Source organism: Achromobacter marplatensis (assembly GCF_049060505.1).
Classification (GTDB): domain Bacteria; phylum Pseudomonadota; class Gammaproteobacteria; order Burkholderiales; family Burkholderiaceae_B; genus Achromobacter; species Achromobacter marplatensis_A.
Window position 1 is genome coordinate 1 of the sequence record NZ_JBMGRB010000006.1, and the last position, 24,633, is coordinate 24,633.

Genomic DNA, 24,633 nt, shown 5'->3' on the forward strand with positions numbered 1-24,633 from the left:
CCGCGCGCCGTATATCGGAAGACATTGGCCGGGTCGGCCACGATCTCCTCACAGGCCGCCGCCACGCCGGGCGAGTATGCCAGGGCCAGGTCGCGCTGGTTGACGAGCGGCTTGGAGGCCACCACAGAGATCTTTCCCGGGGTGGGAAACTCGTGATAGTCCAGTGCTGCCTGGCGGTCGGAAGGGTTGTTCATGGGGCGGTAGCCTCGCTGTCTTGAATATGCAAAAATTCTAGGCCCCAAGACATAAGACGATCATTCGGATTTAATATTGTCCCATTACCCATTCCTTATGGCTCGTCTATGACAGCCTTTGATCCGGATGCCGTCATCCGGAAACTGACCTCGCGCCTGAAGATGCGCCACCTGATGCTGCTGCTGCAAATCGAGCAGCACGGGTCGCTGACCCGGGTGGCCGAGCACATGGCGACCAGCCAGCCGGCGGTGACCAACGCCCTGGCCGAACTGGAAAGCATGTTCGACGTGCCGCTCTTTGACCGATCGGTGCGGGGCATGACGCCTACCGCGCTGGGCGCCGTGGTGCTGGCGCGCGCCCGGGGCCTGGTCCATGACCTGGGCCATCTGGTGCAGGAAATGGAGGCCGTGGCAGCCGGCCATGCCGCGCACCTGCACATCGGCGTCATCCCCTTCGTGTCGGGCCAGATGCTGTCGGCCGCCATCAGCCGCACATTGCCGCAAGGCCGCCGCATTACCGCCACCATTCACGAAGGCCAGGGGCCGGCGCTGCTGCGCCAGCTGCGTGACCACACCCTGGACATCGTGGTGGGTTGGGCGACGCCGTCGGTGGACCTGAGCAATATCGATTTTGAAGTGCTGTATCACCAGCAGCCCCGGCTGATCGCCAGCCGGCGCCTGGCCGCGCGACTGGGCCGGTCGCGGCTGGAATGGAACCGGCTGGCCGACCTGGACTGGATCCTCGGCACGCCGGGCAGCCCCATCCGGGAACAGGTGGCCGACATCTTCCTGCGCGCCGGCCTGCCGCCGCCGCCGCCGTCGGTGCAAAGCGATTCGTCCAAACTGATCGGAGAAATGATCGTGGCCAGCGACCGCGCCGTGTCCATCCTGCCCGCCGACATCGCCGATGAGCTGGTGCGCATCGCGGGCGCCGCCATCGTGCCCTATTCCTTCGACTGGACCCTGCCCCCGATCTCGCTGTTCACACGGGCGGATGGCCTGCGGCGCAATGTGGACGCGTTGTTCGCATCGGCCTTGCGCGAGGTCTATACCAAGGGGGCACGGCTGGGCGCGTAGCACCTGGGCCCGCTCGTTGGCCCGCTCGTTGGCCTACCCGTCGCCGCCCCATGCTTGTTCTCAGGCCTGCCTTGGCCCCTCCCATCGCGTGGACGGAATGCCAAGAAATGTAAAGGCCGCGCCCGCGCCGGCGCCTGCCCTCCTATACTTGCGGCGCCACGTATCACGCAGGAGGGCAAGCCGCTTGTTCACTCATTCGCCACATCCCCCGAACCGCCGCGCGCTTGCCTTGATCGCCCTTGCCGTGCTGACCACGCTGTCCGGCTGCAGCTCGCTGCTAAGCGAAGGCACCGGCGCCGCGGCGGGTATCGCCGGCACCGCCATCGCCAACCAAGTCACCGACAACGCGACCGTCGCCACCGGCATCGGCTTGGGTGTGCAGGCGGGCGCCAAAGCCGCGCTGGCCTACGCCCAGCGCAAGACCCGAGGCGAAGAACAAGACGCCATTGCCGCCGCCGCCGGGCCACTGGGCGTGGGCGCCGTCGCGCCCTGGAGCGTGAAGCACCAGCTTCCCATCGAAAGCGATGCGCGCGGCCAGGTCGCGGTCAGCCGGGCGTTTGGCGGCGTGGGCCTGGAATGCAAGGAAGTGGTCTTCTCGATCGACACGCCCGCCGACAAGGCAGCCGACGAACCGTCGCGCGAGTTCTTCGTCACGACGGTCTGCCGCGACGGCGCGCAGTGGCGCTGGGCGAACGCCGAACCGGCCACGGCGCGCTGGGGATCGTTGCAGTGATGCGCCGCGCATGCCTGCTGGCGACGCTGGCGGCCGCCGTCGGACTGAGCGGCTGCCAAAGCAGCTCCATCGGCGGCGCGGCTGGCGCCGTGGTGGGCACCGTCAGCGGGGCGGCCACCGCAAACCCCGTTGCCGGCTACGCCATCGGCGTCAGCGTACAGGCCGCCGTCGACGCCACCGTGAAATACGTGCTGCGCGAGTGGAAGAACGATCAGCAGAACGTGATGGCCAACGCGGCGGGCGAACTGCCTATCGGCCAGGTGCGCCAATGGCAGATCCGCCATGCACTGCCCGTCGGCAATGAACGCGGCGGCATCCAGGTGGTGCGCAACATTGATACCCCCCTGGCGCGCTGCCGCGAAGTGCTGTTCACGGTGGAACAGGACGACGCGCCCGCGCCGGCCTATATCAGCATGATTTGCCGGCAGCCTGACGGCCAGTGGAAGTGGGCAGCGGCGGAACCGTCCGTGGCGCGCTGGAACGGACTGCAATAGAATCGGCATCCCGTTGCAGCGCGTTGAAGTGATTTCGGCTACGCTGCAAGCATCACGGCTTCGGCCGGCAAGGGAAGGAAAACCATGAAGAAGTTCGTTACCTTGAGCGCGGCAGCCGCCGCGCTGGCTATCGCGGCGCCTGGCTGGGCCGCCCCCTCTTCCGACGGCAGCGTCCAGCTGTCGCCGGCACAAATGCAGCGCCTGGACACCGACAAGAACGGCGCGGTCAGCCGAAGCGAATACCAGGCCTTCATGGAAGAATCTTTCGCCAAGCTGGACGCCAACAAAGACGGCCATCTCAGCAAGAGCGAATTGCCGAATAACCTGTCCGCTGAACAATTCGCGGCCATGGACGCCAACAAGGACGGCAAGATCAGCCGCGCCGAATTCCTGCAGCAGGTCATGAAGGAATACAAGGGCTAAGCCCCTTCGCCAGCTCTGCGCACATGCAACCCGGCCAGTTCATCATGCGGCGCAGCGCGCTTGCCGGCGTGCAGGCCGTGGCTGCCTGCACCGGCCACGCCTTTTCGCGCCACACGCACGATCAATTCGGCATTGGCGTGATCCGCGCAGGCGCCCAGGTGTCGCATAGCGGGCGCGGCCGGGTGCAGGCCGGTCCCGGCCACGTCATCACGGTCAATCCCGGCGAGGTCCACGACGGCGCGCCCGTCGGCGACGGCACGCGCGCCTGGCAGATGCTGTATCTGGACCCGGCCGTGGTTGCGCAAAGCGCAGCGGAGCTGCTCGCTGACGGACGCCGCTACGAATTCGAACACCCTGCCCGCGACCACCCGGCGCTGGCGCGCGATGTGCTGGCGCTTTACGCGCACGTGACGGATGGCGCGGAAGCCGGGCTGGCATGCGACGCCCTGCTGTTGCGTATCGTGGCAGCGGCGCACAGCCCTTACGCGGCGCCGGAAGCCAGCCGCGGCGTGCCCGACGCGATACGCCACGCCCGCGCCCTGATCGACGACGACCCCGCTGCCACGATATCGCTGGCCGATCTGGCCGCCGCCAGTGGCCTGAGCCGCTACCAGGTGCTGCGCGCCTTTGCTGGCGCCACCGGCCTGACGCCCCATGCCTACCAGATGCAGCGCCGGCTGCTGCTGGCGCGCCGCCTGATCCGCGAAGGCACGGCACTTGCGGACGCCGCGGCGGCGGGCGGCTTTGCCGACCAAAGCCACATGACCCGCCTATTCGTGCGCACTTACGGCGTCTCTCCACGGCGCTATGCGCAGGCCGCGCGCTGATCGCTTGCGCCGCGTCTTCCTCCCTGCAATTTCATTCAAGACCGGCGCCTTGCCGGCGTCCTACGCTGCGGCTTTCTGACTTTGCGGCGTAGACGGACATGAATGGAAGGATGCAAGGGTACTGCTGCCTGGCGGCAGCGATGGTGCTGGTCGGCAGCACGGTCGTGGCCAGCAAGATCATCGGGACGGGGCTGCCGCCCTTCACCGCGACGGCGCTGCGGTTTGCCATCGCGCTGCCCTGCTTTGCCGTGCTGATGGCCGCCACCGGCGCCCGGATGCCACGCCTGGGCCGGCGCGACTGGCTATTGCTGGCGGCGCAGGCCATCGCCGGTAGCGTCGGCTACACCACGCTGCTGATCGCCGGGCTGCAGCGCACGTCGGCCGTGGACGGCGGCGTCATTCTGGGAACACTGCCGCTTGTCACCGCCGCGATCGCCATCGTGCTGCTGGGTGAACGCCCGGGCAAAACCATGCTGGCAGCGATCGCCGCCGCCGGCTTCGGCGTCTGGCTGATGACGCGTCATGCCGCGTCCCCGGGCGGCGCCCCATCATGGATCGGCAACGCGCTGATCCTGGGCGCGGTGCTGTGCGAAGGCCTGTTCATCCTGCTGAACAAACGGCTGCGCATACCGGTTCCCCCGCTTGCGCTCTCCACCGTCATGACGGGTTTCGGGCTGGCGTTTTCGGCACTGGCGAGCGTGACGGAATCGCCCTGGCAGCTAGACGTGTCCGGCGACGCGGTCATGGCCGTGGCGTACTACGCCGTGGTGCCCACGGTGGGCGGCTTCTTGCTGTGGTACGCCGGCGCCGCGCGCGTACAAGGTTCCGAAGCGGCACTCTTCACTGCGCTGGCGCCGGCATCAGCAGTCGCGCTGGCGGCGGGCGTGCTGGGGGAACCCTTGGCGGCCGCCCAGATCGCCGGGATGGCCTGCGTGCTTGGCGCGGTGGCGCTGTTGGCTTGGCCGGGCCGCAGGCGGTCCGCGGGCAGCCCGGCGGGCGGCTAACCCCGGCTGAACGCCAGCGCGAAATCGTCGGAAAAGATGTCGGCCAGCGCATGGCGCAAGGCCGCCGCGCGCTCTGCGCCATAGGCGGCTTCGAACCGGTTCTGCGCGTCTTTCCACAAACGCTTGGATTCCGCCAGCTTGGCGCGGCCGGCATCCGTCAACGCCACGCGGCGGCTGCGGCCGTCGCGTTCGTCGCGCGCGGTCCGCACATAGCCGTCCCGTTCCAGCGGCTTCAAGTTATGCGCCAGCGCGGAACGGTCCAACACCATGGCGCGCGCCAGGTCCGTCATCGACGGCGTGCCGGCGCGCGCGATGTGGATCAGGATGGAGTGTTGCGACACTTTCAGGCCGCAAGGCGCCAACACCGTGTCATACAGCTGCGACACGCGACGGGTCGCTTTACGCAAGGCGGCGCCGTTGCAAACCAGAGGGTCTGGAACAATGGCGGGAACGGAAGGATCGGCGGCGGACATGGCGGCGGGGACGGCAACGGGAAAGGACAAAGCCATTACGCTACTGCCGGGCCGGACTCGCGTCCAGTTCATTCTTGACAGGTATTGGCATATGCACGTAAATTTTACCGCACCCCCTTTCGGCCTTCCCCATGTCAGCGACGCCCCCGCCACGCCCCGCCAATGCGCGCTTGCAAGCCATGCTTGAAGCGCCCATCGCTCCCACGCTGGCACGTCTGGCGTGGCCCAATATCCTGATGATGTCCGCGCAGTCCGCCACGGGCCTGATCGAGACCTGGTTCCTGGCCCGGCTGGGCACGTCCGTATTGGCGGGCGTGGCGCTGGTGGTGCCGGTGCTGTTTCTGATGGGGAACATGTCGCAGGGCGCGATGGGCGGCGGCATTTCCGCCGCCGTGGCCCGCGCGCTGGGCGGCGGCCGCCAACAAGAGGCCGACCAGTTGGTGCTTCACGCGGTGGTGCTGAACGCGTTGCTGGGGCTGGTGTTCTGTGTGCTGCTGCTGGCGTTCGGGCCGCAGCTGTATCGCGCGCTGGGGGCCGAAGGCGAAGCGCTGGACGCTGCCCTGGCCTACTCCAACGTCATCTTCGGCGGCATCGTTCTGATGTGGCTGATGAACGCGTTCGCCAGTGTCATTCGGGGCACGGGCAACATGCTGGTGCCCGGCGCGGTGATCTGCGGCGGCGCGTTATTGCTGATTCCCCTGTCGCCGTGCCTGATTTTCGGCTGGGGCCCCTTCCCCGCGCTGGGCGTGGCGGGCGGCGGCTGGGCCCTCGTCATCTACTACGGCGTGGGCGCGCTGATCCTGGGCGCCTACTGCGCCAGCGGCCGCAACCCCGCTCGGCTTGTCCTCAGCCGGCTGCACCCCAGCCTGATGCGCAGCATCCTCAGCGTGGGCGCGCTGGCCACATTGAACCCCCTGCTGACCAACGCGCTGGTGGCGCTGACGGCAGCCCTGGTCGGCGCCTATGCCGGCACGGCGGCCGTGGCGGGCTACGGCATCGCCGTGCGGCTGGAGTATCTGCTGATTCCCATTGCCTTCGGATTGGGCGCGCCCATGGTCGCCATGGTGGCGTCCAACATCGGCGCGGGCCAGCCCGAACGCGCGATGCGAATCGCGCTGACGGGCGGCGCGATGGCCTTCGTACTGGCCGAAGCCATCGGGCTGGCGGCCGCGTGCTTCCCTGAAGCGTGGTTACGGCTGTTCGGCGCCGAAGACCACATGCTGCAAGCCGGCTCGGCGTATCTGCGCACGGTCGGCCCGGTCTACGGGTTCTTCGCGCTGGGATTCTCGATGTACTTCGCTTCGCAAGGCGCAGGCCGGCTGAAGTGGCCGTTGATCGCAGGCTCCCTGCGCCTGTTGACCGCCGTGGGCGCGGGCGGCGTGGCGCTGCACCTGACTGGATCACTGACGGTGTTCTTCCTGGTCGCCGCAGTGGCGATGTGCCTGTACGGCTTGATCATCCTGGCGGCCGTCGCTTCCGGCTCGTGGTTCGGCCGGGGCCGCCTGCGCAATCCCCATCCCGTGGCGCGCCCGTAGCGGCGGGCGCATCGCGCAGCGCGTAGGCGACCAGCTCGGCGGCGTAGGCCGGAAGCGCGTCGCGCACGCACAGCACCAGATCGCGCGCGGCCCAGTCGTCGGCCAGCGGCACGCGCAGCAAGCCCGCGGCGCGGCCGTAGCGCATGGCGGCCACGCGCGGCACGATACCGATCCCCACGCCTTGGCCCACCATCCGGCATACCGCGTCAAAGCTACGCAGGCGCACGCGGTACGACAGCACTTTTCCACCGCGCCGCGCATGATGCGCGATGTGCTCCTGCAACGCGCTGCCCTCAACCAGGCCCACGAACTCCTCGTCCGCCACCTCGGCCAGCGTGACCGCCGGACGGCCCGCCAACGCATGCCCGCGCGGCACGACCAGCGTCAAGGGATCATGGCGGAACGTCAGCGTATGCAAACCGTTCAGATCGGCCGAATCGGCCAGTACGCCGATGTCGCACGTGCCCGCACGCAGCGCATCGGCGATCTCGTGGCTAAGCCGTTCTTCCAGGTCCACCGACACACGCGGGTGATCCTTCAGGAAAGCGCCCAGCACGGGCGGCAGGTATTCGCTTAGCGCCGTGGTGTTGCACAGCACGCGCACATGGCCTTTCAGCCCGTGGCCATAATGGTCCAGTTCACCGCGCATGCGGTCCATCTGGGCCAGCACCACCCGCGCATGGTGGGCCAGGGTGCGGCCGGCCGGCGTGGGCTCCACGCCCCGGTGCTCGCGCAGCAGCAAGGGCACGCCCAGGGCGTCCTCCATGCCGCGGATGCGTTCGCTGGCAGAGGCCAGCGTCATGTGGGAACGTTTGGCGCCTGCGGTGATGGAGCCGGCTTCCTGCACGTTCAGGAAGAGCCGCAGATCGGTCAGGTCGAATCGCATACGGCCAGCGTAGCACGCGAGGCCTCAGGCTGGACCATAGGCAAGCTATGCCATTTCCCGATACGGGTTCAAGGCCATGGCGGCGCAGAATAAGGGCGAGTTCCACCAAACCGTCGATCCGAACCCATAAGGTGACCATGATGACCCTCAACCGATGCGGCCGCCCATTGCGATGGCCGGGCGTCGCGCTGCTGGCGCTGGCCTTGCACACCTCAGGCGACGCCATAGCCCAACCGGGCCTTACCGCATACACCACGCCGGCACAGAAGTATGCGCTGGCGCTGGAAGCCCAGACCGAAGGGGACGTGCCCGGCATGATGGCCTGGCTGCGCGCCGCGGCGCGCGAAGACCATGCGCCGGCGCAACGCCTGCTGGGCATGGCGCTGATTGGCGGCCCGGCGCTTTACGGCACGGCCATGCCTGTGGACGTGTGTGAAGCGCGGCAATGGCTGCTGCGCGCCGCCCGCCAGGACGGCGCGCAGGCGGGGGACGTGGCCTATGCGTTGTTCGGCCGGCCCAGGCCGTCGCAACCCTTCCAATGCGAACGCTCATGAATCCGATGGATCTGCTTCCCGGCGGCCCGCCGACGTTGCTGGCATTGACGGTCGCGGTGTTCATCCTGGCCGGCGTCGTGAAGGGCGTGGTGGGGTTGGGCCTGCCCACCATTTCCATGGCGATGCTGGCCCTGGTCATGGCACCCGCACAAGCCGCCGCGCTGCTGATCGTGCCGTCGCTGATTACCAACCTGTGGCAGGCGCGACCCTGGCCGACGCTCTTGCCGACCTTGCGCCGCATCGGCGCCATGCAGGCGGGCGTCTGCGTTGGCACGGTCGCCGGCGCGCTATGGCTGGGCGCGCCCAGCGGCCATTGGGCCAGCGTGTGCCTGGGATTGGCGCTGATCGCCTACGCGGGCTGGGGCCTGTTCGGCTCGCCGCTTGGCGTGCCGCGCCGGTACGAACAGGCACTGGGCGCGGCGTTCGGGGCAATCACGGGCGTCATCACCGCAGCCACGGGCGTGTTCGTGATCCCTGCCGTGCCTTACCTACAGGCGCTGAACCTGGGCCGGGACGGCCTGATCCAGGCCATGGGAATTTCCTTTACGGTGTCGACGGTGGCACTGGCGGCGGGGCTATGGCTGAACGGCGGCTACAGTTCCAGCGCAGCCGGCGCTTCGGTGCTGATGCTGCTGCCCGCGCTAATCGGCATGGCGCTGGGCCAATGGCTGCGCCACCGGCTGTCCGCGCGCACATTCAAACTGTGCTTCATGATCAGCCTGGCGCTGCTGGGCGCGTACCAGGTCGTGCAAGGCTGGACGGCCTAGGCGCCCCGCCCGCCCCCGGGAAAGTCAAGCCGCCAGCCGCCGTTCGTCGATAAAGCCGATCGACACCGACATCTCGCGCCAGCGCGCCAATTCCTGCTGCACCGATTGGATCTTGCCACGCGCCTGGTCGAACGCGTCGCGGCCCAGGAATAGATGCAATGGCGCGTACTGCGCCTGCGCCGCGCTGATCAACGCTTGCGCGGCCTTCGCCGGATCGCCGCCCGAGGCATGCCACAACGGCTCGCGCGCCGACATGGCGGGCGCCTCGCCGCGACCTGGCGTCGACGCCGGACGCATAACGCCCGGATAAACCAGCGACACCCGCACGCCCCAGGCCGATGCCTCGGCAGCCAACGCTTCGGTCAACCCGCTGACCGCGAACTTGGCCGCGCTGTAGGCGCCCCATTCCGCGTGGCCGCCGTCAAAGCCCAGGATCGACGAGATGTTGAACACATGCCCGCTACGTTGCGCGCGCATGCGCGGCAGCACGGCGCGGATGACATTCAACATGCCAAAGACATTAATGTCGAAGGTGCCGCGCAATGCGTCGTCGGACAGGCTGTCCAGCGCGCCTTGCAGGGCATCGCCGGCATGGTTCACCACCACGTCCACCGCACCGAACGCGGCGATGGTGGCGGCCACCGCGCGGCGCACGTTGCGTTCGTCGGCCAGGTCCACCGACAAGGGCAGGAACTGCCCTTCCAGCTTGGCCCCCACGGCCTCCAGCAGTGCATCGCCATCCCGGGCCGTCGCCGCCACCTTGACCCCACGTTCCAGCAGCATCTTCACCAGTACCAGGCCCAAGCCCGACGACGCGCCTGTCACCAACCAGATTTTTTCGGTATTCATGCGATTCCCATCCCTTGCTAGCCTGCATGCTTGCAGCCGCCGGCAAGATGCCGTGGCGGCCAGGCCGGGCGAAGCACTCATGCCTGACGCTTCGGCCCTGAGCCTGGTTAAGGATATTAAGAATCGCGCGGACTGACGTACAGGCTCGTTCTTGCGTGAAACCTGCCTATTTCTCCGCTGATGGCTGTGGCGCCGCGTTGCGGCGCGCGCGCTCAGCCCAGCGCGCTACGGTAATGCTCGCGGTCGAACGCGGGCGCGGTGTCTTGCGTGACGGCGGCAGGCGCCGTCACCGGCTCTTCCGCCGCCTGCACGCCGAACAACGAGAGTTCAGCGTTGACCAATGCCAGTATGAAATTCGCCATGATGATTCCTTGAGTGAAGCGTTCCGGCCGGCGGACTGTGCGCTGGCCTCGGTAAGGACATGAGCGTCATGGTGCGGGCCATGGCGCGCCCCGTCCATTTGCTTTACTCAATGGCCGCGATAAACGCCGGCGATGCCTTTAGCGGATCAGCGCCCGAACCGCCGTCGCTGGCCCGTCTGCCTGACCGCCGTCACCAAGGCCCGCACCGCGGGCTCGGCAGAGCGCAGATAGGCGTAGAACCGCGTCATGGGAAGATCGGGCATGCCGTCATCCGCCGACAGCGCGCGCAAGCCCTCGCGCAGCTGGCTTCGCGCCACGGGGGCCACCGCGAAACCCGCCAGCGCGGCGGCCAGGCAACCGGCCATGCTGCCGCTTTCGAAAGCAGGCGCCCATCCTTGCCGGGTCTGTCCCAGTGCCGCGATGGCCGCCTCGCGGTACACGCAAGGCTCCGGGAACACGGCCAGCGGCACCTGCCGCCCCGGATTCCAGGGTTTATCTTCGCCCCAGGCCCATACCAGATCTTCTTCCCACAACAGTTCGCCTTCGTCCTGCACGCGCGAACATTGCTTGCCGAACACTACGTCGAGCTTGCCCCGCGCCTGCTGGCGCAGCAGGTCGGCGGTGACGCCGACTTTCAATTCGATCGAGGCTTCTGGATGTCCGCGGTGAAAAGCGTGCAGCACCTCGGCCAGCCACGCGCCCGCGAAATCCTCGGACGAGCCGATGCGCAAGCGTCCCTTCAGGCGTGTGCCGCTCAGCCGGGCGCGCGCCTCGCGTTCCAGATCGACGATATTGCGCGCGTAGGCATACAGCGTCTCGCCCGCGGGCGTCACTTCAAAACTGCGCGTGGTACGGTCCAGCAACGTGGCGCCCGCCACCACTTCCAGGCGCTTGATGTGCCCGCTGACGGCCGACGGCGTCAAGGACAGGGCATCGGCGGCCAATGCAAAGCCGCCGCTGTCCACGACCTCCAGAAACGTGCGCAAGAGCGTCAGGTCCAGCACCGCGCCGGCGGAGTCGTTCAAGGTATCCATGCCTGCCGTCCTTATATTCATGATTTATTGATAATAGACGCCTATTCATCAAGAATCATGACAAACCGGACCACTATCGTGACAGCTCCGTCACTGAAAGAAGGAACCGCCATGCCCGCCTACGCCAACGTCCAGACCCCGTTGCTGGATGTCGCCTACCTGGAATGGAATCCGTCCGGATCCCGCACCGCCGTGCTGTTGCACGGCTGGCCCGACAGCCCTGAAAGCTGGAACACCGTGGCCGCACGCCTTGCGGCGGAAAACTACCGCGTGCTGTGCCCCGCGCTGCGCGGCTTCGGCCCGACCCGTTTCCGGGACGCCGCCACGCCGCGCAGCGGCGAACTTGCGGCCCTGGGGCGCGACCTGCTGGACGTCATCGACGCGCTGGACTTACGGCAACCGCTGCTGGTGGGCCACGACTGGGGCGCGCGCGCCGCGGCCAACGCCTGCGGTCTGCGGCCCGACGTCGCGGCGCAACTGGTGCTGCTGTCGGTTGGCTACGGCACCAATGATCCGAGCCAGACGCTGTCGCTGGCCCAGGCCCGCAACTACTGGTATCACTGGTTCATGGCAACGCCACGCGGCGCCGAGGCGGTACGCGGCAACCGCCGCGAATTCACCCGCTTCATGTGGGACACGTGGTCGCCTGGCGCCTGGCACGCGCCCGAGGACTTCGACGAAGCGGCGCAAGCGTTCGACAACCCCGACTGGGCCGACGTGGTGCTGCATTCCTACCGCCATCGCTGGGGCTACGCGGAAGGCGACCCCGCCTACTTGGCCGACACGGCGCTGCTGACCCCCGCGCCGGTGTTGACCGTCCCGACGCTGGTGCTGCATGGCGGCGCCGACACCTGCAACCAGCCCGCATCCTCGGAAGGCAAGGAGGCATTCTTCCAGGGCGGCTACACGCGCCGCGTGCTGGATGGCGTGGGCCATTTCCCGCAGCGCGAAGCGCCGCAAGCCGTCGCCGACGCCATCCTGGCGTTCTGCGCCAAAACGGACGCCTGAGCCCGCCAGTCGTCCGCGCAGTCGCCCCTGCCCGGCCCCGACGGGGCCGGCGGCTGGGCAGCCCGCCCCGGAATGGCGGATAATCCTTCTGTTTCCCGCCGCAGCACGCGGCGGATTTTCGTGGGCGCGCAGCGCCCGACAGCATTCGGAGTCAGCTATGTATCGCGGCATTCAGGCGATTGAACAATTCATGGAATCCATCGGCCTGACCTGGCGCCCCGGCTCGACCGAAAGCGCCGAACTGCGCGTCAGCTACCGCATCGGCAATACCCGCCCCCTGGGCATCGACCGCACGCTGGTCGAGTTCCACTGCGATGCCCGCCGCGCCAAAGTCTGGGTGCCGGAGTTTTCCCGCACCAGCTTCCACCAATGGTTCGAAGTGCCGCTTCAAGACTTCGAATTCACACCCGGCGGCTCGATGCTGAAGATCAAGGCCGCCGCACGCGGCAACGCGCCTCCGTACAGCGTGGGGATCAAGCCGCTGGCTTGAACGGGTTCTGACTAAGCGCGATGGCCACCCCGGGGGTGGCCTTTTTGCTGCCGCATTACTGCGCTGGCGTCAGCGTACCGATCCGTTTGTACATGATCGTCGTGGCATCCAGCTTGCCCGCGTCATGCGGATCGCGGCTGAAATCCGGGATCCGTCCGACCGCTACATAACCCAACGAGGCGTATAGCGGCTCGGCGCTGTCGCCGCTGCGCGTGTCCAGCGTGATCAGGCTGCGGCCGATGCGGGCCGCGTGGGCTTCCGCCTCGCGCATCAGGCGCCGGGCGATGCCGCGGCGGCGGAAATCGGGGTGCACCAGCAGCTTGCGCACCTCGGCGCGATGCGGCTGGTTGGGCGGCGTGTCGCTGTCCAATTGCACTGATCCGGCGATGCGGCCGTCTTGCCGCGCCACCCACAACGCGAGTTTGCCGCCGGCCAGCGCCGGCAGGATCTTGGTGCGCCAGAAGGCTTGCGCGTCGTCGGACGAATACGGCAGGACGAAGCTGACGCTGGCCCCGCCCTGCACGCAGGCATGCAGCAGTTCGCCCAGCGCGGGCAGATTGGCCGCGGCGTCGTCCGCCGTCAGCAGGGTCAATTCAAGGGTAGCGTGGTCGTGGGACATGGCGGCTCAGACGATGAAGAGCAGGTAGCGGGCGCCGCGATGCGGCGGTGTGATGAAAAGGCTGGCGCCGAACAGTTGGTAGCGCAGGCAATCGCCCGGCGCCAAGGCATGGGTCTGGCCGTCGACAGTGATGTGCAGCTCGCCCTCAAGCATCAGCAAGTGGTGCTCTAGGCCCGGCCGCGGCGAATGGTCGTAGGCGATGCGCGCGCCGGCCATCAGTTCACAGGCCAGGACTTCGCCTGCCAGCTGCTGCGCGGGCGGCGACACCGAACGCCGCCGGAAGCCCGCGCTGTCGTCGACCCAGACGGCCTGTTCGCGTTCGGGGACCAGCGGCACGAAATCGTCCTCCACCATCATCATCAGCCGCGACATCGTAAGGCCATGGGCCGCGCACAGCTTGCCCAGCACGCTGGCGGTGGGGCTGACGTCGGCGTTTTCCAGCCGCGACAGCGTGGCGCGGCTGACGCCGGCCAGGCCGGCCAATTCATCCAGGGACCAGCCGCGCTCTTGCCGCAGCGCCTTCAAGCGCTGGGCGATGCGTCGGTCCAGATCGGCATCGATTGATGTATTTTCCATATTCGGGAATTTATTCCAAATATGGAAATTCCACAAGATCAAGTGGCCCGCGCTTTTTTCGGCACAATACGGGCATGCTTTTGGCCAAACCCCTACTTATGACCGCCCTCTGCCTTTCGTTTTTAAGCGGGTGCAGCCTGCCTCCGCTGGACAAGCGCAGCGAATCCCGGACGCTGACGCCCGAACAATCAGGCGCCACCCCTCTGGGACGCGGCATCGCTCCCCTGGCGGCGGCCCACCCCGGCAAGTCGGGCATCTACCCGCTCTCCAATCCGTATGACGCGTTCGCCGCCCGCATGATGCTGGCGCGCGCCGCCGAACGCAGCCTGGACGTGCAGTACTACATCTGGCACGACGACATGACGGGCACGATGCTGCTGGAAGCCCTGCATGCGGCGGCCGATCGCGGTGTGCGCGTGCGCCTGCTGCTGGACGACAACGGCACGGCAGGCCTTGACACCGTGCTGGCCGCAATGGACGGACACCCCAACATCGAAGTCCGCCTGTACAACCCCTTTGTGCTGCGCTGGCCGAAGCCGCTGGGATATGTGACAGAGTTCAAACGCTTGAACCGGCGCATGCACAATAAGTCCTTCACGGCGGACAACCAGGCCACCATCATTGGCGGGCGCAACATCGGCGACGAGTACTTCGGCGCGGCCAATGGCGTGCTATTCACGGATCTGGACGTGCTGGCGATCGGCGCCGCGGTCAACGACGTCTCGACGGATTTCGACCGATACTGGGCCAGCGAGTCCGCCTACCCCGTGGACCAGCTGCTGAAAACGGCCGACCCGAGCGCGCTGCAAGCGCTGGAGGAACGGGCCGGCAAGGTGGAAGGGTCTGCCGAGGCCGCGGCCTACGCCGACGCAATGCGGCAACTGCCCTTTATTCGGCAACTGCTGCAAGGCGACCTGAGCCTGGAATGGGCCGACACCCGCATGGTCAGCGACGACCCGCGCAAGACGCTGGGCACCGCGCCGCCCGAAGCGATGCTGCCGCACCAGCTGCATGAAATCATCGGCGCGCCGACGACCAACCTGGAACTGGTGTCGCCGTATTTCGTGCCCACGGCGGCCGGCACGGAGGCCTTCGCCAAGCTGGCCAAAAGCGGCGTCAAGGTGCGGGTGCTGACCAATGCCCTGGAAGCGACCGATGTCGCCGTGGTGCATTCCGGCTACGCCAAGCGCCGCAAAGACCTGCTGGCCAGCGGCGTGGAATTGTTCGAGATGAAGCGCATGTCGGACGGAGTCGAACGCAACAAGAGCATGGGCCCCTTCGGCAGCTCGGGTTCCAGCCTGCACGCCAAGACGTTTGCGGTGGACGGCCAGCGCATCTTCGTCGGGTCGTTCAACTTCGACCCCCGCTCGGCAACGTTGAACACGGAACTGGGTTTCGTGATCGACAGCCCGACGCTGGCGCGCCGCATTGCCGACGCCTTCAAGCACGACCTTCCCGACGTGGCCTACCGCGTCTGCCTGGACGACAAGGGCAGTTTGTACTGGCTGGAACAGCGCAACGGGGAAACCCTTCGCCACGACACCGAACCGGGCACCACGGCGTGGAAGCGGTTTTCCGTCTGGTTCGTATCGCTGCTGCCGCTGGAGCCGCTGCTGTGAGCGCCGCGCAACAAGCGGAGTTCGCCTGACGGCGAGCAGGCGTAGACTGGTTTTTCCCTATTTCCTGCCTGGCCGCCCCGACGTCATGGATGCCCTGCCCGCCCTCTCCTTGCCCGACCTCGATTGGGTCCGGATCGCCGAATCGCTGGATGCGCATGGCAACGCCATCGCGCCGGGGCTGCTGACGCCCGCGCAATGCGCGTCGCTTGCGGCCGGCTATTCGGCAACGGAGGGCTATCGCAGCCGTATCGTGATGGCGCGGCATGGCTTCGGCCGCGGCGAATACAAGTACTTTTCGTATCCGCTGCCACCACTGCTACAACATCTGCGCACCGCCTTGTATCCGCGGCTGGCGCCGATCGCGAACCGGTGGAACCAGCAACTGGGTGTCGCCGTGCAGTATCCCCCCGATCATGCCGCCTTCCTGCAGCGGTGCCACGACGCCGGCCAGCGCCGCCCCACCCCTCTGATCCTGGAATACGGCCCGGGCGACTACAACTGCCTGCATCAAGACCTGTACGGCGAGCACGTGTTCCCTTTGCAGGTGGCCGTGCTGCTGTCGCGGCCAGGCGTGGATTTCACGGGCGGGGAATTCGTGATGACGGAAACCGGCAGCCGCGAACAGCGCGCGGACGTGCTGCCGCTGCAACAGGGCGACGCGCTGATTTTCACCGTGAACCAGCGGCCGGTACCCGGCGCGCGAGGTTGGCGCCGAACCGCCATGCGGCACGGGGTCAGCGCCTTGCGTAGCGGGCAGCGCCACACGCTGGGCCTGATCTTCCACGACGCGCAATGACCATGACGCGGGATCTGTTTGGCGACGACGACACCGCGCAAAGCGGACGCGAGGCGATCGGCCCCCAATCGTTCGTGTTGCGCGGATTCGCGCTGCCGTTCGTCGAAGCGTTGCTACAGGGCGTGGACGCCGTGACCGCGCAATCGCCCTTCCGGCACATGCAGACGCCGGGCGGCTACACCATGTCGGTGGCGCTGACCAATTGCGGACAATGGGGCTGGACGACGGACGCGCGCGGCTACCGCTATGCGCGCATCGACCCGCTGTCCGGCCAGCCCTGGCCGGACCTGCCCCCGGCCTTCTTGCAACTGGCGCGGGCCGCGGCGGCCGATGCCGGCTTTCCCGATTTTGCGCCGGACGCCTGCCTGGTCAACCGGTACAAGCCGGGCTCCAGGCTGTCGCTGCACCAGGACAGGAACGAACGCGACTACAGCGCGCCCATTGTCTCCGTGTCGCTTGGCATGCCTGCCGTCTTCCTGTTCGGCGGCGAGGAACGCTCGGACAAGGCCCTGCGCGTGCCCTTGCTGCACGGCGACGTGGTGGTCTGGGGCGGCGTGGACCGGCTGCGGTATCACGGCGTGCTGCCGATGAAGGATCTGCCGCATCCCAAGCTGGGCAGCCAACGGATCAACTTCACCCTGCGCAAGGCGGGTTGAATGCGGGCCGCGGGCGCATGAGGGTTCCCCGCGTCTGGTCGGCGGTGCGCGGCGGCCCTACTATGTCGCACCCTTGGCCCTGCGCCCCCGCGCCCGCGACTCTCCATGCGTATCCGTTCCAGCCTGTTGTTTGCCAATTTACTGCTGTCGACCCCGCTGCTGGCGGCCCCCGCCGCCGATCCGCCTGCCCTGATCCAGAATTCGCTGGGCATGGATTTCGTGGCCGTCCCCGCCGGCACCTTTCAGATGGGCAGCGACGAAGCGCCCGAGACCCTGGCGCGCGACTATCCGCAGTATCCCAAGGACCGATTCGCCCAACTATTTGACGAAGCGCCCGTGCATACCGTGCGCATCACCCGCCCGTTCTACCTGGAACGCACGGAAGTCACAGTGGGCCAATTCCGGCGTTTTATCGAAGCCTCCGGCTACGTGCCGGAATCCGAGGCCGACGGCACGGGCGGCTATGGCTACAACGCTGCCTACGACCCCGAACGGTCCGAAAGCGGGGACGCCTTCGAAGGCCGCGACCGCCGCTACTCCTGGCGCAACCCAGGGTTTGCCCAAACCGACGACCATCCCGTGGTGAACATCAGCTGGAACGATGCCCAGGCCCTGGCCCGCTGGCTGACCCAGAAGGAAGGCCGTGTCTACCGCCTGCCCACGGAAGCGGAATGGGAGTACGCCTGCCGCGCTGGCACGCGCACACGCTACCAGAACGGCGACGACCCGGCTGGCATGCCCGAGGCCGGCAATGGTTTCGACGCCGATGCCAAACCGCTGTGGCCGACATGGCAGGCATTCGCGTCCGCGCGCCACGACGGGCACACTTTCACCGCGCCGGTGGCCAGCTACGCGCCTAATGCCTTCGGCCTGCACGACATGCACGGCAACGCCTGGGAATGGGTGGCGGACTGGTATGGCGAGGACTACTACACCCATTCGCCCACGGACGACCCGCAGGGCCCTGACAGCGGCAACGTGCGGGTTCGCCGCGGCGGCTCCTGGCACACCTGGGCGCTGTATACCCGGTCGTCCTACCGCAATTGGAATACCCAGGAAACCCGCTATCCCCTGGTGGGCCTGCGCCTGGTTCTGGAGGCGGATAGCCGGTAACGCGCCGCGCCGGGTTAGCATAGCCGCACGCTTAACCTCAAAGAGAGTCCTGACATGCATTCGCTGGGCCGTCTCGTCCTTCTCGTGAACGACTACGACACCGCCATTTCTTTCTACCAAGACAAGCTCGGCATGGAGGTGTTCGTCGATATGCCCGTGGGCCCGCAACGGTATGTGCACCTGCGCCTGCCGGCACAGCCTGCCGTGGGCGTCTGGCTGTTGCAAGCCCTGACCCAGGCGCAGCGCGACCGCGTCGGCGACCAGACCGGCGGCCAGCCGGTGGGCGTGTTCTACACCGACGACGTGGTGCGCGACCATAGCCAGTTCGCCGCCCGGGGCGTGCGCTTCACCAAAGAGCCAGTCCATGACGACGCCACCGTCTACGCCCACTTCATCGACCTGTACGGCAACGAGTTCGTGCTGGTTCAGGTGAAGAAGTAGACCCTGCCGCGTCTCCGCCATGACGTCGGCCAAGCCGAAGCAGGACTGGATACTGCGCGCCGCGCCCTCGGGCCATGTGGAGCGCATCGAAGCCTACTTCGGCGGTCATGGCTACGACATGCACCGCCACGACACCTACGCCATCGGGCGCACGCTGTCGGGCGTGCAAAGCTTCCACTACCGCCGCGCATTCCGGCACAGCCTGCCAGGCAGCACCATCGTGCTGCATCCCGACGAGCCGCATGACGGCCAGGCAGGCACCGAGGCCGGTTTCCACTACCGCATGATCTATGTCGAGCCCGCGCTGATCCAGCAGATTTTGGGCGGTCGTCCGCTGCCGTTCGTGCCGGGCGGCATCTCGGCCGACCCCAGGCTGCACGCCGCCAGCGGCGCGTTGCTGCAAAGCACCCGGGCCGCGATCGACCCCTTGCAGGAAGACGATGCGCTGTATGACCTGGCCCATGCGCTATGCGCCGCCGCCGGACACCCGCAACGGCGCCGCGCCGCCGACTACCCGGCGGCGGAGCGCGCCCGGCAGTTCATCCACGCATCGCCAGGCCAGCCCATCACGCTGGACCAGTTAGCGCAGGCGGCGGGCACCGACCGCTGGCGCCTGTCGCGCGATTTCCGCGCGCTGTTCGGCACCAGCCCCTACCGCTACGTAATGCTGCGCCGGCTGGATTTGGCCCGCCGCTTGATCGCCGCCGGCCAACCCCTGGCGGACGCCGCGGCCAGCGCCGGTTTCACCGATCAAAGCCACCTGACGCACCGGCACGTCCAGACCTATGGCATGACGCCCGACCGCTGGCGGCGGATGTTGCACGGCTGACGGCCGGCTCCCCGGCAACCTGCAAGAACGTACAAGACGGGGCGCGGCGGGGCGTCCTATGCTGCGGGCGTCCTTTCTTTTCGAGCCCCCGTCATGTCCCTTATTCCTGCTATCAATATCGCCGGCAAACTGTCGCTGTTCTCGGAACACTGGCAGCCCAAGGTCATCGCCCAGATGAACGACTACCAGTTCAAGGTGGTGAAGGTGCAAGGCGAATTCGTCTGGCACAGCCATGCCGATACCGACGAGACCTTCATCGTCGTCAGCGGCCGATTGCGGATCGAACTGCGCAACGGCCATGTCGACCTGGGCCCCGGCGAAATGACGGTCATTCCGAAGGGTGTGGAACACAAGCCGTGCGCGCGGGAAGAAACGCACCTGATGCTGATCGAACCCTGTGGCGTCGTGAATACCGGCGACCAGGGCGGCGCGCGCAGCGCTCCGAACGACGTGTGGATTTAAGCCGCCGTTCTGCTAACGTGGCAATCACGCAGGAGATAACCATGTCCAAAGTCATGCTCGTCACCGGAGGCAGCCGCGGCATCGGCGCCGCCGTCGCCAAGTTGGCCGCCCGCCGCGGCTACGCCGTCGCCGTCAACTATCGCACCCATGCGGGCGCCGCCGACGCGGTCGTGGCCGACATACGGCGCGAAGGCGGCCAGGCCCTGGCCATCCAGGCCGACGTCTCGCAGGAAGACCAGGTGTTGCAGATGTTCCGCACCCTGGACGAGCGCCTGGGCCGCCTGGACGCGCTGGTCAACAATGCCGGCATTCTTGAAAAACAGATGCGGGTCGACGACATGGACGCCGACCGCCTGCTGCGCGTGCTGTCCACCAATGTCATCGGCGCCTTCCTGTGCGCCCGCGAGGCCGTGCGGCGGATGTCGCCGCGCCACGGCGGCCAGGGCGGCGCCATCGTCAACGTGTCGTCCGCGGCCGCGCGTCTGGGTTCGCCCAACGAATATGTGGACTATGCCGCGTCCAAAGGCGCGCTGGATACGTTGACCATCGGCCTGTCCAAGGAAGTGGCGCCCGAAGGCATCCGCGTGAACGGCGTGCGCCCCGGCACCATCTACACCGACATGCACGCCAGCGGCGGCGAGCCCGGTCGCGTGGACCGGCTGAAAAGCGTGATTCCGCTACGCCGCGGGGGTTCGGTGGAAGAAGTGGCCGGCGCGGTGCTGTGGCTGTTCTCGGACGAAGCGGGATACACCAGCGGCTCGTTCATCGACGTGTCCGGCGGCACTTGAGCGCGCGCCGGACGGACGTCGTCATGTGTTGCCTTTCGATTTCACGCCCGACGTAATCACGCTTTGTTCCTGCGGCGTGGAAATGCGCGCTTCCACGCGCCGCAGCACCGCCAGGACGAACAGGGCCATCAGGGTGCTGACCAGCGCCGTTGCCTCGCGGCCCATGCCGGCCGCCACGCCGATCGCGGCAGTCATCCAGATGCTGGCCGACGTGGTCAGCCCGCGGATTTCCCGTTCGTCGCTTAGCTTGATGATGGCGCCCGCGCCCAGAAAACCGATACCGGCGATCACGCCCTGCAGCACGCGGCTGATATCGCCCACCTGCATGCCGCCCTGCAAGGGAACCAGCACGAAAATCGCCGCGCCCAGCGCCACCAGCATGTGGGTGCGCAAGCCCGCCGCCTTGCCGCTGCGTTCGCGCTCATAGCCCAGCAGGCCGCCCAGGATCACGGCCATGCCTAGCCGCAACACGATGCGCGTGGCTTCGCCCACGTCCGGGATGTCCGCGAATTCACTGCGCACGGTGGTCCAGATTTCCAACCAGATTTCCGACATCGCCACATCCTTGGGGATCAGGTGGATTCAGCATAGCAGGCGCGCGCGCGAACGCGCCATGCCGCGTTCAGGCTGGCACCTGGCCCGCAACTGGTTTACAACCTAAGCGTGTCCCGCAGGGGCGGGCGTCAATCGACAGGAGCGCTTCATGGACTTGCAGCTGGCCGGAAAACGCGTGCTTATCACGGGCGCATCCAAGGGCATTGGCCTGGCATGCGCAATGGCTTTCGCCCGCGAAGGCGCGGACCCGATCCTGGTGGCGCGGGACGACGCCGCGCTGCATCAGGCCACGGCGTCGATCCGCGAAAAGACGGGCCGCGCCGCGCAGGCGATGGCCCTGGACCTGGCGCTGCCGGGCGCCGCCGAAAAGCTGGCCAAGGACACCGGCCCCATCGACGTGCTGGTGAACAATGCGGGCGCCGTGCCGGGCGGCGCGTTGGACCAGGTGCAAGACGAACGCTGGCGCGCCGGGTGGGACTTGAAGGTGCATGGCTACATCAACCTGGCCCGCCACTACTACCCGGCCATGCGCGACGCCGGCGCCGGCGTCATCGCCAACATCATCGGCATGGCGGGGGCCGCGCCGCGCGCGGACTACATCTGTGGCGCGTCCGCCAACGCCTCGCTGATTGCGTTTACCCGCGCGTTGGGCGGTGAAGCGCCGCGCCACGGCGTGCGCGTCTTCGGCGTGAACCCGTCGCGCACGCGCACCGACCGCGTGCTGACGCTGGCCCGCCAGCGCGCCCAGGCCCGCTGGGGCGACGAAACGCGGTGGCAGGAAACGCTATCCGACCTGCCGTTTGGCCGCCTGATGGAACCCGAAGAAGTGGCCGACATGATCGTGTTCGGCGCGTCGCCGCGCGCCGGCTACCTGAGCGGCACGGTGATCGACATGGACGGCGGCGAACAGTACGCCAACCACGCGCGCTGACGGCGCGCGGCAGGCCCCGGCGGCCTAGCGCCCGCCAGCCTGCCAGCCCGCCAGCAACGCGGGCAGTTGATTCATGTCGGTGAACACATGGGCCACGCCCACGCCGCGCAGGGCTTCGGCCCCGCTGTGGCCGTTGGCGTCCGGGCTGTATCCGAACACCGTCGCGCCCGCAGCCACGCCAGCGGTGGCGCCCGTGACCGTGTCTTCCACTACCGCGCAACGCTTCGGGTCCACGCCCAGCGCCAGCGCGGCGGCCAGATAGACATCGGGAAACGGCTTGCTGCGCGGCATTTCATGGCCGCTGAAGACACGCCCGTCAAAGCACTCGGCAATGCCTACCTTGGCCAGTTGCAGTTCCACCTTGAGACGGTCCGCGCCCGAGGCCACCGCGATACGACCGCCCAGCGCCACGTGCAAGGCGCGCACGGCATCCGGCGCACCCGGGATTTCCAGCAGGTCGCTATCCAGCGCGGCATTGCGGCGCTGGCGGAATTCGCTGAACCAGTCGGGGCCCAATTTGGCGCCGGTACGGGCCTCGATCAGCGGCAGCTCGTCTTTGACGGCCTTCCCGGTAAAGAGGCGCATGGTCTCGTCATGCGTGATGTCCCAGCCCAATTCGTTCAGCATCTGGGTCAGCACACCGCTGGTGATGGGTTCGGAATCAACCAGCACGCCGTCGCAATCGAACAGCACGGCGTCAAAGGGGAAATCAGTCATTGCAGGCGGCATAAAGGGGGTTCGTGAAGCCGTCAAGCATACTGCAAGGGCCCGAACGGTTCCGCCAAGACGGCTACAGCCATCGCAAGCAGCGGAGTGACGCACGCCTCGTCCGGGCTCTATCCTGCCGAGATGCGCACGCCTTCCCGCCCCCACCATGACACCTGACCTCCTGCCCCTTCCTTCTTACGATTGGAACCTGGCCGCCCAGGACCTGGACGCCGAAGGCTGGGCGCTGCTGCCCGGCTTCTTCCCGGAGGACGCCGCGCGGCGGCTGGCGCTGTCCGACGCCGATCCCGCCGACTTCGAGCCGCTGCGCGCGGCGCTGTACCGGCAGTTGCTACCCGTTGCCCGTCGCTGGGCCGCTGCGCTGCAACAAGACGCGGCATACCCGGACAACTTTCCGGCGTGGGTGCAACGCAACCGCGAGGCCGGCCAGACACGGCGCCTGTCCGGCCTGCATCGCCTGTCCACCGACGGCTATCAGCCGCTGATCCAGCATGCCGACAGCGCGCACGTCTTCCCATTGCAACTGGTCGCGCTGCTGTCGGAACCGGGCGTGGATTTCACGGGCGGCGAATTCGTCATGACCGAGCAGCGCCCGCGCATGCAATCGCGCCCGATGGTCGTGCCGCTGGGATTGGGCGATGCCGCGCTGATCGCGGTGTCGCACCGCCCCGTGCACGGCGCGCGCGACATCTATCGCGTCACCGCCCGGCAGGCGGTCAGCCGGGTGCGCTCGGGGGAACGGATCGGCCTGGAAGTGGTGTTGCACGACGCGCCGGAATAACGGCGGCGGGCGGTGGCCAGCGGCGCGCCGTCTGCCTTGCCTTCAGTTTTCCGCCGTGATGTGGCCATCGGCCACGACCTTGGCGAAGACCGCCGTCTGCCCCTTGATGAAGGCGCGGAACTCGTCCTGGCTCATCGGCTGCACTTCCCCGCCCAGTTCGCGGATGCTGGCCACGAATTTCTCGTCGCGTAATGCGCGGCCGATCGCGGCGGCCAATTTCTGCTGCGTGTCGACTGGCGTGCCCGCCGCGACGAACACGCCAAACCAATTTTCCAGCGCGTAGTCCTTCAAGGGCGCATATTCGGCCACGGCGGGAATGTCCGGCGCGAACGAGGCGCGCGTGGCGGAGGTGACCGCCAACGGCTTGACCTTGCCGCTCTTGATGAAGGGCAAGGCGCCCGCCAGGCTGACGAACGTCAGGTCCACGTTGCCCGCGGCCACATCCACCAGTTGCGCGGACGCGCCCTTGTACGGCACGTGGACCATCTTGATGCCGGCCAGCGACTGCAACAGCTCGCCGTTCAAATGCTGCGGGTTGCCCACGCCGCTGGTTGCATAGGTCAGCTTTTCGGGATGCGCGCGGCCATAAGCCACCAGTTGTTCCACATTGGCCACCGGCAGTTTGGGGTTGGCCACCAGCACATTCGGCACGCGGGCGACCAGCGCGATCGGCACCAGGTCCTTTTCGGGCTGGTATTGCATCTTGCCCTTGAAGACCAGCGGGTTGATGGCGGTCTCGCCCGCCGAGCCCAGCAGCATCGTGGCGCCGTCCGGCGCCGACCGCACCACCGTCTGCGCGCCCAGCATGCCGCTGGCGCCCGGCTTGTTCTCCACCACCACGCCCTGCGGCATCTCGCTACGCAGCCGTTCTGCCAATAGACGGCCCATGCCATCGACGCCGCCCCCTGCGGCAAAGGGCACGATCAGGCTGACCGGACGGCTGGCGTCGGCGGCCCGCGCGGAGGGAAACGGGAGGAAAGCGGCCACCGCGAGCGCGGCGGCGAGCAGTCGGATATGGGGCATGGTCTGTC

The 24,633-nt window shown here is 67.5% G+C and carries 31 protein-coding genes and 1 pseudogene; 21 read left to right on the plus strand and 11 right to left on the minus strand.

The annotated features are described in order from the left end of the window. Positions 1-194, minus strand: a pseudogene (locus tag ACI0FO_RS16040) (hypothetical protein); the annotation flags it as partial. 108 nt (positions 195-302) lie between these two features. Between ACI0FO_RS16040 and ACI0FO_RS16045 the strand changes: the two are divergent. The 6 genes from ACI0FO_RS16045 to ACI0FO_RS16070 all read left to right on the plus strand — a co-directional run bounded on the left by ACI0FO_RS16045 (position 303) and on the right by ACI0FO_RS16070 (position 4,752). Next, entirely contained in the window at positions 303-1,271 is a 969-nt protein-coding gene (locus ACI0FO_RS16045) for a LysR substrate-binding domain-containing protein (protein ID WP_105556289.1), read from the plus strand. A gap of 184 nt (positions 1,272-1,455) precedes the next feature. Continuing rightward, positions 1,456-2,004 (plus strand): hypothetical protein, encoded by a 549-nt coding sequence (locus ACI0FO_RS16050; protein ID WP_416028126.1) that lies wholly within the window; start codon positions 1,456-1,458, stop codon positions 2,002-2,004. Beyond that, positions 2,004-2,498 (plus strand): hypothetical protein, encoded by a 495-nt coding sequence (locus ACI0FO_RS16055; protein ID WP_416028681.1) that lies wholly within the window; start codon positions 2,004-2,006, stop codon positions 2,496-2,498. Before ACI0FO_RS16050 ends, ACI0FO_RS16055 begins: the two co-directional genes overlap by 1 nt. Before the next feature lie 84 nt (positions 2,499-2,582). Further along, the gene (locus ACI0FO_RS16060) at positions 2,583-2,921 is read left to right on the plus strand and encodes an EF-hand domain-containing protein (RefSeq protein ID WP_416028128.1); all 339 of its coding nucleotides are present in this window, start codon (positions 2,583-2,585) and stop codon (positions 2,919-2,921) included. 23 nt (positions 2,922-2,944) lie between these two features. After that, complete coding sequence (locus ACI0FO_RS16065; RefSeq protein ID WP_416028130.1) at positions 2,945-3,748, plus strand: AraC family transcriptional regulator; 804 nt, start codon at positions 2,945-2,947, stop codon at positions 3,746-3,748. 98 nt (positions 3,749-3,846) lie between these two features. Further along, a complete protein-coding gene (locus tag ACI0FO_RS16070) occupies positions 3,847-4,752 on the plus strand; it encodes a DMT family transporter (RefSeq protein ID WP_416028132.1) in 906 nt (301 codons plus the stop codon). Here the strand turns inward: ACI0FO_RS16070 and ACI0FO_RS16075 are convergent. Next, a complete protein-coding gene (locus ACI0FO_RS16075) occupies positions 4,749-5,225 on the minus strand; it encodes a MarR family winged helix-turn-helix transcriptional regulator (RefSeq protein WP_416028682.1) in 477 nt (158 codons plus the stop codon). The two genes, ACI0FO_RS16070 and ACI0FO_RS16075, sit on opposite strands and share 4 nt — an antisense overlap. A 131-nt stretch (positions 5,226-5,356) precedes the next feature. Here ACI0FO_RS16075 and ACI0FO_RS16080 point away from each other — a divergent pair, with 131 nt between their 5' ends. After that, positions 5,357-6,760, plus strand: coding sequence for an MATE family efflux transporter (locus ACI0FO_RS16080; RefSeq protein WP_416028134.1), 1,404 nt, complete (start codon positions 5,357-5,359; stop codon positions 6,758-6,760). Here ACI0FO_RS16080 and ACI0FO_RS16085 read toward each other — a convergent pair. After that, positions 6,681-7,646: a LysR substrate-binding domain-containing protein gene (locus ACI0FO_RS16085; protein WP_416028136.1), complete on the minus strand. Its 966-nt coding sequence runs from the start codon at positions 7,644-7,646 to the stop codon at positions 6,681-6,683. The genes ACI0FO_RS16080 and ACI0FO_RS16085 overlap by 80 nt on opposite strands. 137 nt (positions 7,647-7,783) lie before the next feature. On the opposite strand from ACI0FO_RS16085, the gene ACI0FO_RS16090 reads away from it, so the two are divergent. Together ACI0FO_RS16090 and ACI0FO_RS16095 are read left to right on the plus strand one after the other, a co-directional pair. Next, entirely contained in the window at positions 7,784-8,200 is a 417-nt protein-coding gene (locus tag ACI0FO_RS16090; protein ID WP_416028137.1) for a sel1 repeat family protein, read from the plus strand. After that, on the plus strand, positions 8,197-8,967 hold the full coding sequence (locus tag ACI0FO_RS16095) for a sulfite exporter TauE/SafE family protein (protein WP_416028139.1): 771 nt from the start codon (positions 8,197-8,199) through the stop codon (positions 8,965-8,967). Before ACI0FO_RS16090 ends, ACI0FO_RS16095 begins: the two co-directional genes overlap by 4 nt. 24 nt (positions 8,968-8,991) lie before the next feature. Here ACI0FO_RS16095 and ACI0FO_RS16100 read toward each other — a convergent pair whose 3' ends face one another. The 3 genes from ACI0FO_RS16100 to ACI0FO_RS16110 all read right to left on the minus strand — a co-directional run bounded on the left by ACI0FO_RS16100 (position 8,992) and on the right by ACI0FO_RS16110 (position 11,212). Further along, complete coding sequence (locus tag ACI0FO_RS16100; RefSeq protein WP_416028141.1) at positions 8,992-9,816, minus strand: SDR family oxidoreductase; 825 nt, start codon at positions 9,814-9,816, stop codon at positions 8,992-8,994. A gap of 212 nt (positions 9,817-10,028) precedes the next feature. Next, positions 10,029-10,178 carry a hypothetical protein gene (locus ACI0FO_RS16105; RefSeq protein WP_416028143.1) on the minus strand — a complete coding sequence of 50 codons (150 nt, stop codon included), beginning with the start codon at positions 10,176-10,178 and terminating at the stop codon, positions 10,029-10,031. Positions 10,179-10,324: 146 nt separating this feature from the next. Next, complete coding sequence (locus ACI0FO_RS16110) at positions 10,325-11,212, minus strand: LysR family transcriptional regulator (RefSeq protein ID WP_416028145.1); 888 nt, start codon at positions 11,210-11,212, stop codon at positions 10,325-10,327. Positions 11,213-11,323: 111 nt separating this feature from the next. Here ACI0FO_RS16110 and ACI0FO_RS16115 point away from each other — a divergent pair, with 111 nt between their 5' ends. After that, positions 11,324-12,220, plus strand: coding sequence for an alpha/beta fold hydrolase (locus ACI0FO_RS16115; RefSeq protein ID WP_416028147.1), 897 nt, complete (start codon positions 11,324-11,326; stop codon positions 12,218-12,220). A 157-nt stretch (positions 12,221-12,377) separates the two neighbouring features. Then, the gene (locus tag ACI0FO_RS16120) at positions 12,378-12,710 is read left to right on the plus strand and encodes a hypothetical protein (protein ID WP_006222567.1); all 333 of its coding nucleotides are present in this window, start codon (positions 12,378-12,380) and stop codon (positions 12,708-12,710) included. 55 nt (positions 12,711-12,765) lie between these two features. Here ACI0FO_RS16120 and ACI0FO_RS16125 read toward each other — a convergent pair whose 3' ends face one another. After that, the gene (locus ACI0FO_RS16125; RefSeq protein ID WP_416028149.1) at positions 12,766-13,329 is read right to left on the minus strand and encodes a GNAT family N-acetyltransferase; all 564 of its coding nucleotides are present in this window, start codon (positions 13,327-13,329) and stop codon (positions 12,766-12,768) included. Between the two features lie 6 nt (positions 13,330-13,335). Further along, on the minus strand, positions 13,336-13,905 hold the full coding sequence (locus tag ACI0FO_RS16130) for a helix-turn-helix domain-containing protein (protein WP_416028151.1): 570 nt from the start codon (positions 13,903-13,905) through the stop codon (positions 13,336-13,338). A 98-nt stretch (positions 13,906-14,003) separates the two neighbouring features. On the opposite strand from ACI0FO_RS16130, the gene ACI0FO_RS16135 reads away from it, so the two are divergent. From ACI0FO_RS16135 to ACI0FO_RS16170, 8 genes are all read left to right on the plus strand, one after another. Then, the gene (locus ACI0FO_RS16135; protein WP_416028153.1) at positions 14,004-15,524 is read left to right on the plus strand and encodes a phospholipase D family protein; all 1,521 of its coding nucleotides are present in this window, start codon (positions 14,004-14,006) and stop codon (positions 15,522-15,524) included. 85 nt (positions 15,525-15,609) lie between these two features. Then, a complete protein-coding gene (locus tag ACI0FO_RS16140; protein WP_416028155.1) occupies positions 15,610-16,320 on the plus strand; it encodes a 2OG-Fe(II) oxygenase in 711 nt (236 codons plus the stop codon). Then, positions 16,317-16,976: a DNA oxidative demethylase AlkB gene (gene alkB, locus ACI0FO_RS16145; protein ID WP_416028156.1), complete on the plus strand. Its 660-nt coding sequence runs from the start codon at positions 16,317-16,319 to the stop codon at positions 16,974-16,976. Before ACI0FO_RS16140 ends, alkB begins: the two co-directional genes overlap by 4 nt. Positions 16,977-17,081: 105 nt before the next feature. Then, positions 17,082-18,089 carry a formylglycine-generating enzyme family protein gene (locus tag ACI0FO_RS16150; protein ID WP_416028158.1) on the plus strand — a complete coding sequence of 336 codons (1,008 nt, stop codon included), beginning with the start codon at positions 17,082-17,084 and terminating at the stop codon, positions 18,087-18,089. Between the two features lie 54 nt (positions 18,090-18,143). After that, the gene (locus ACI0FO_RS16155; protein ID WP_105556273.1) at positions 18,144-18,530 is read left to right on the plus strand and encodes a VOC family protein; all 387 of its coding nucleotides are present in this window, start codon (positions 18,144-18,146) and stop codon (positions 18,528-18,530) included. A gap of 19 nt (positions 18,531-18,549) precedes the next feature. After that, positions 18,550-19,359: an AraC family transcriptional regulator gene (locus ACI0FO_RS16160; RefSeq protein ID WP_416028160.1), complete on the plus strand. Its 810-nt coding sequence runs from the start codon at positions 18,550-18,552 to the stop codon at positions 19,357-19,359. A 93-nt stretch (positions 19,360-19,452) separates the two neighbouring features. Continuing rightward, complete coding sequence (locus ACI0FO_RS16165) at positions 19,453-19,821, plus strand: cupin domain-containing protein (RefSeq protein WP_416028162.1); 369 nt, start codon at positions 19,453-19,455, stop codon at positions 19,819-19,821. 41 nt (positions 19,822-19,862) lie between these two features. Continuing rightward, positions 19,863-20,609, plus strand: a complete 747-nt coding sequence (locus tag ACI0FO_RS16170) for an SDR family oxidoreductase (protein WP_416028163.1) — start codon at positions 19,863-19,865, stop codon at positions 20,607-20,609. A 21-nt stretch (positions 20,610-20,630) separates the two neighbouring features. On the opposite strand, the gene ACI0FO_RS16175 is transcribed toward ACI0FO_RS16170, so the two are convergent. Then, entirely contained in the window at positions 20,631-21,164 is a 534-nt protein-coding gene (locus ACI0FO_RS16175; protein WP_416028164.1) for an MgtC/SapB family protein, read from the minus strand. A gap of 148 nt (positions 21,165-21,312) precedes the next feature. On the opposite strand from ACI0FO_RS16175, the gene ACI0FO_RS16180 reads away from it, so the two are divergent. Further along, on the plus strand, positions 21,313-22,095 hold the full coding sequence (locus tag ACI0FO_RS16180; protein WP_416028166.1) for an SDR family oxidoreductase: 783 nt from the start codon (positions 21,313-21,315) through the stop codon (positions 22,093-22,095). A 24-nt stretch (positions 22,096-22,119) separates the two neighbouring features. Here the strand turns inward: ACI0FO_RS16180 and ACI0FO_RS16185 are convergent, their stop codons facing one another. Beyond that, on the minus strand, positions 22,120-22,812 hold the full coding sequence (locus tag ACI0FO_RS16185) for an HAD family hydrolase (RefSeq protein ID WP_416028168.1): 693 nt from the start codon (positions 22,810-22,812) through the stop codon (positions 22,120-22,122). Positions 22,813-22,969: 157 nt separating this feature from the next. On the opposite strand from ACI0FO_RS16185, the gene ACI0FO_RS16190 reads away from it, so the two are divergent. Continuing rightward, positions 22,970-23,602 (plus strand): 2OG-Fe(II) oxygenase, encoded by a 633-nt coding sequence (locus ACI0FO_RS16190; RefSeq protein WP_416028169.1) that lies wholly within the window; start codon positions 22,970-22,972, stop codon positions 23,600-23,602. Positions 23,603-23,644: 42 nt separating this feature from the next. Here ACI0FO_RS16190 and ACI0FO_RS16195 read toward each other — a convergent pair whose 3' ends face one another. Further along, positions 23,645-24,625: a Bug family tripartite tricarboxylate transporter substrate binding protein gene (locus ACI0FO_RS16195; protein WP_416028171.1), complete on the minus strand. Its 981-nt coding sequence runs from the start codon at positions 24,623-24,625 to the stop codon at positions 23,645-23,647. Positions 24,626-24,633 lie beyond the last annotated feature (8 nt).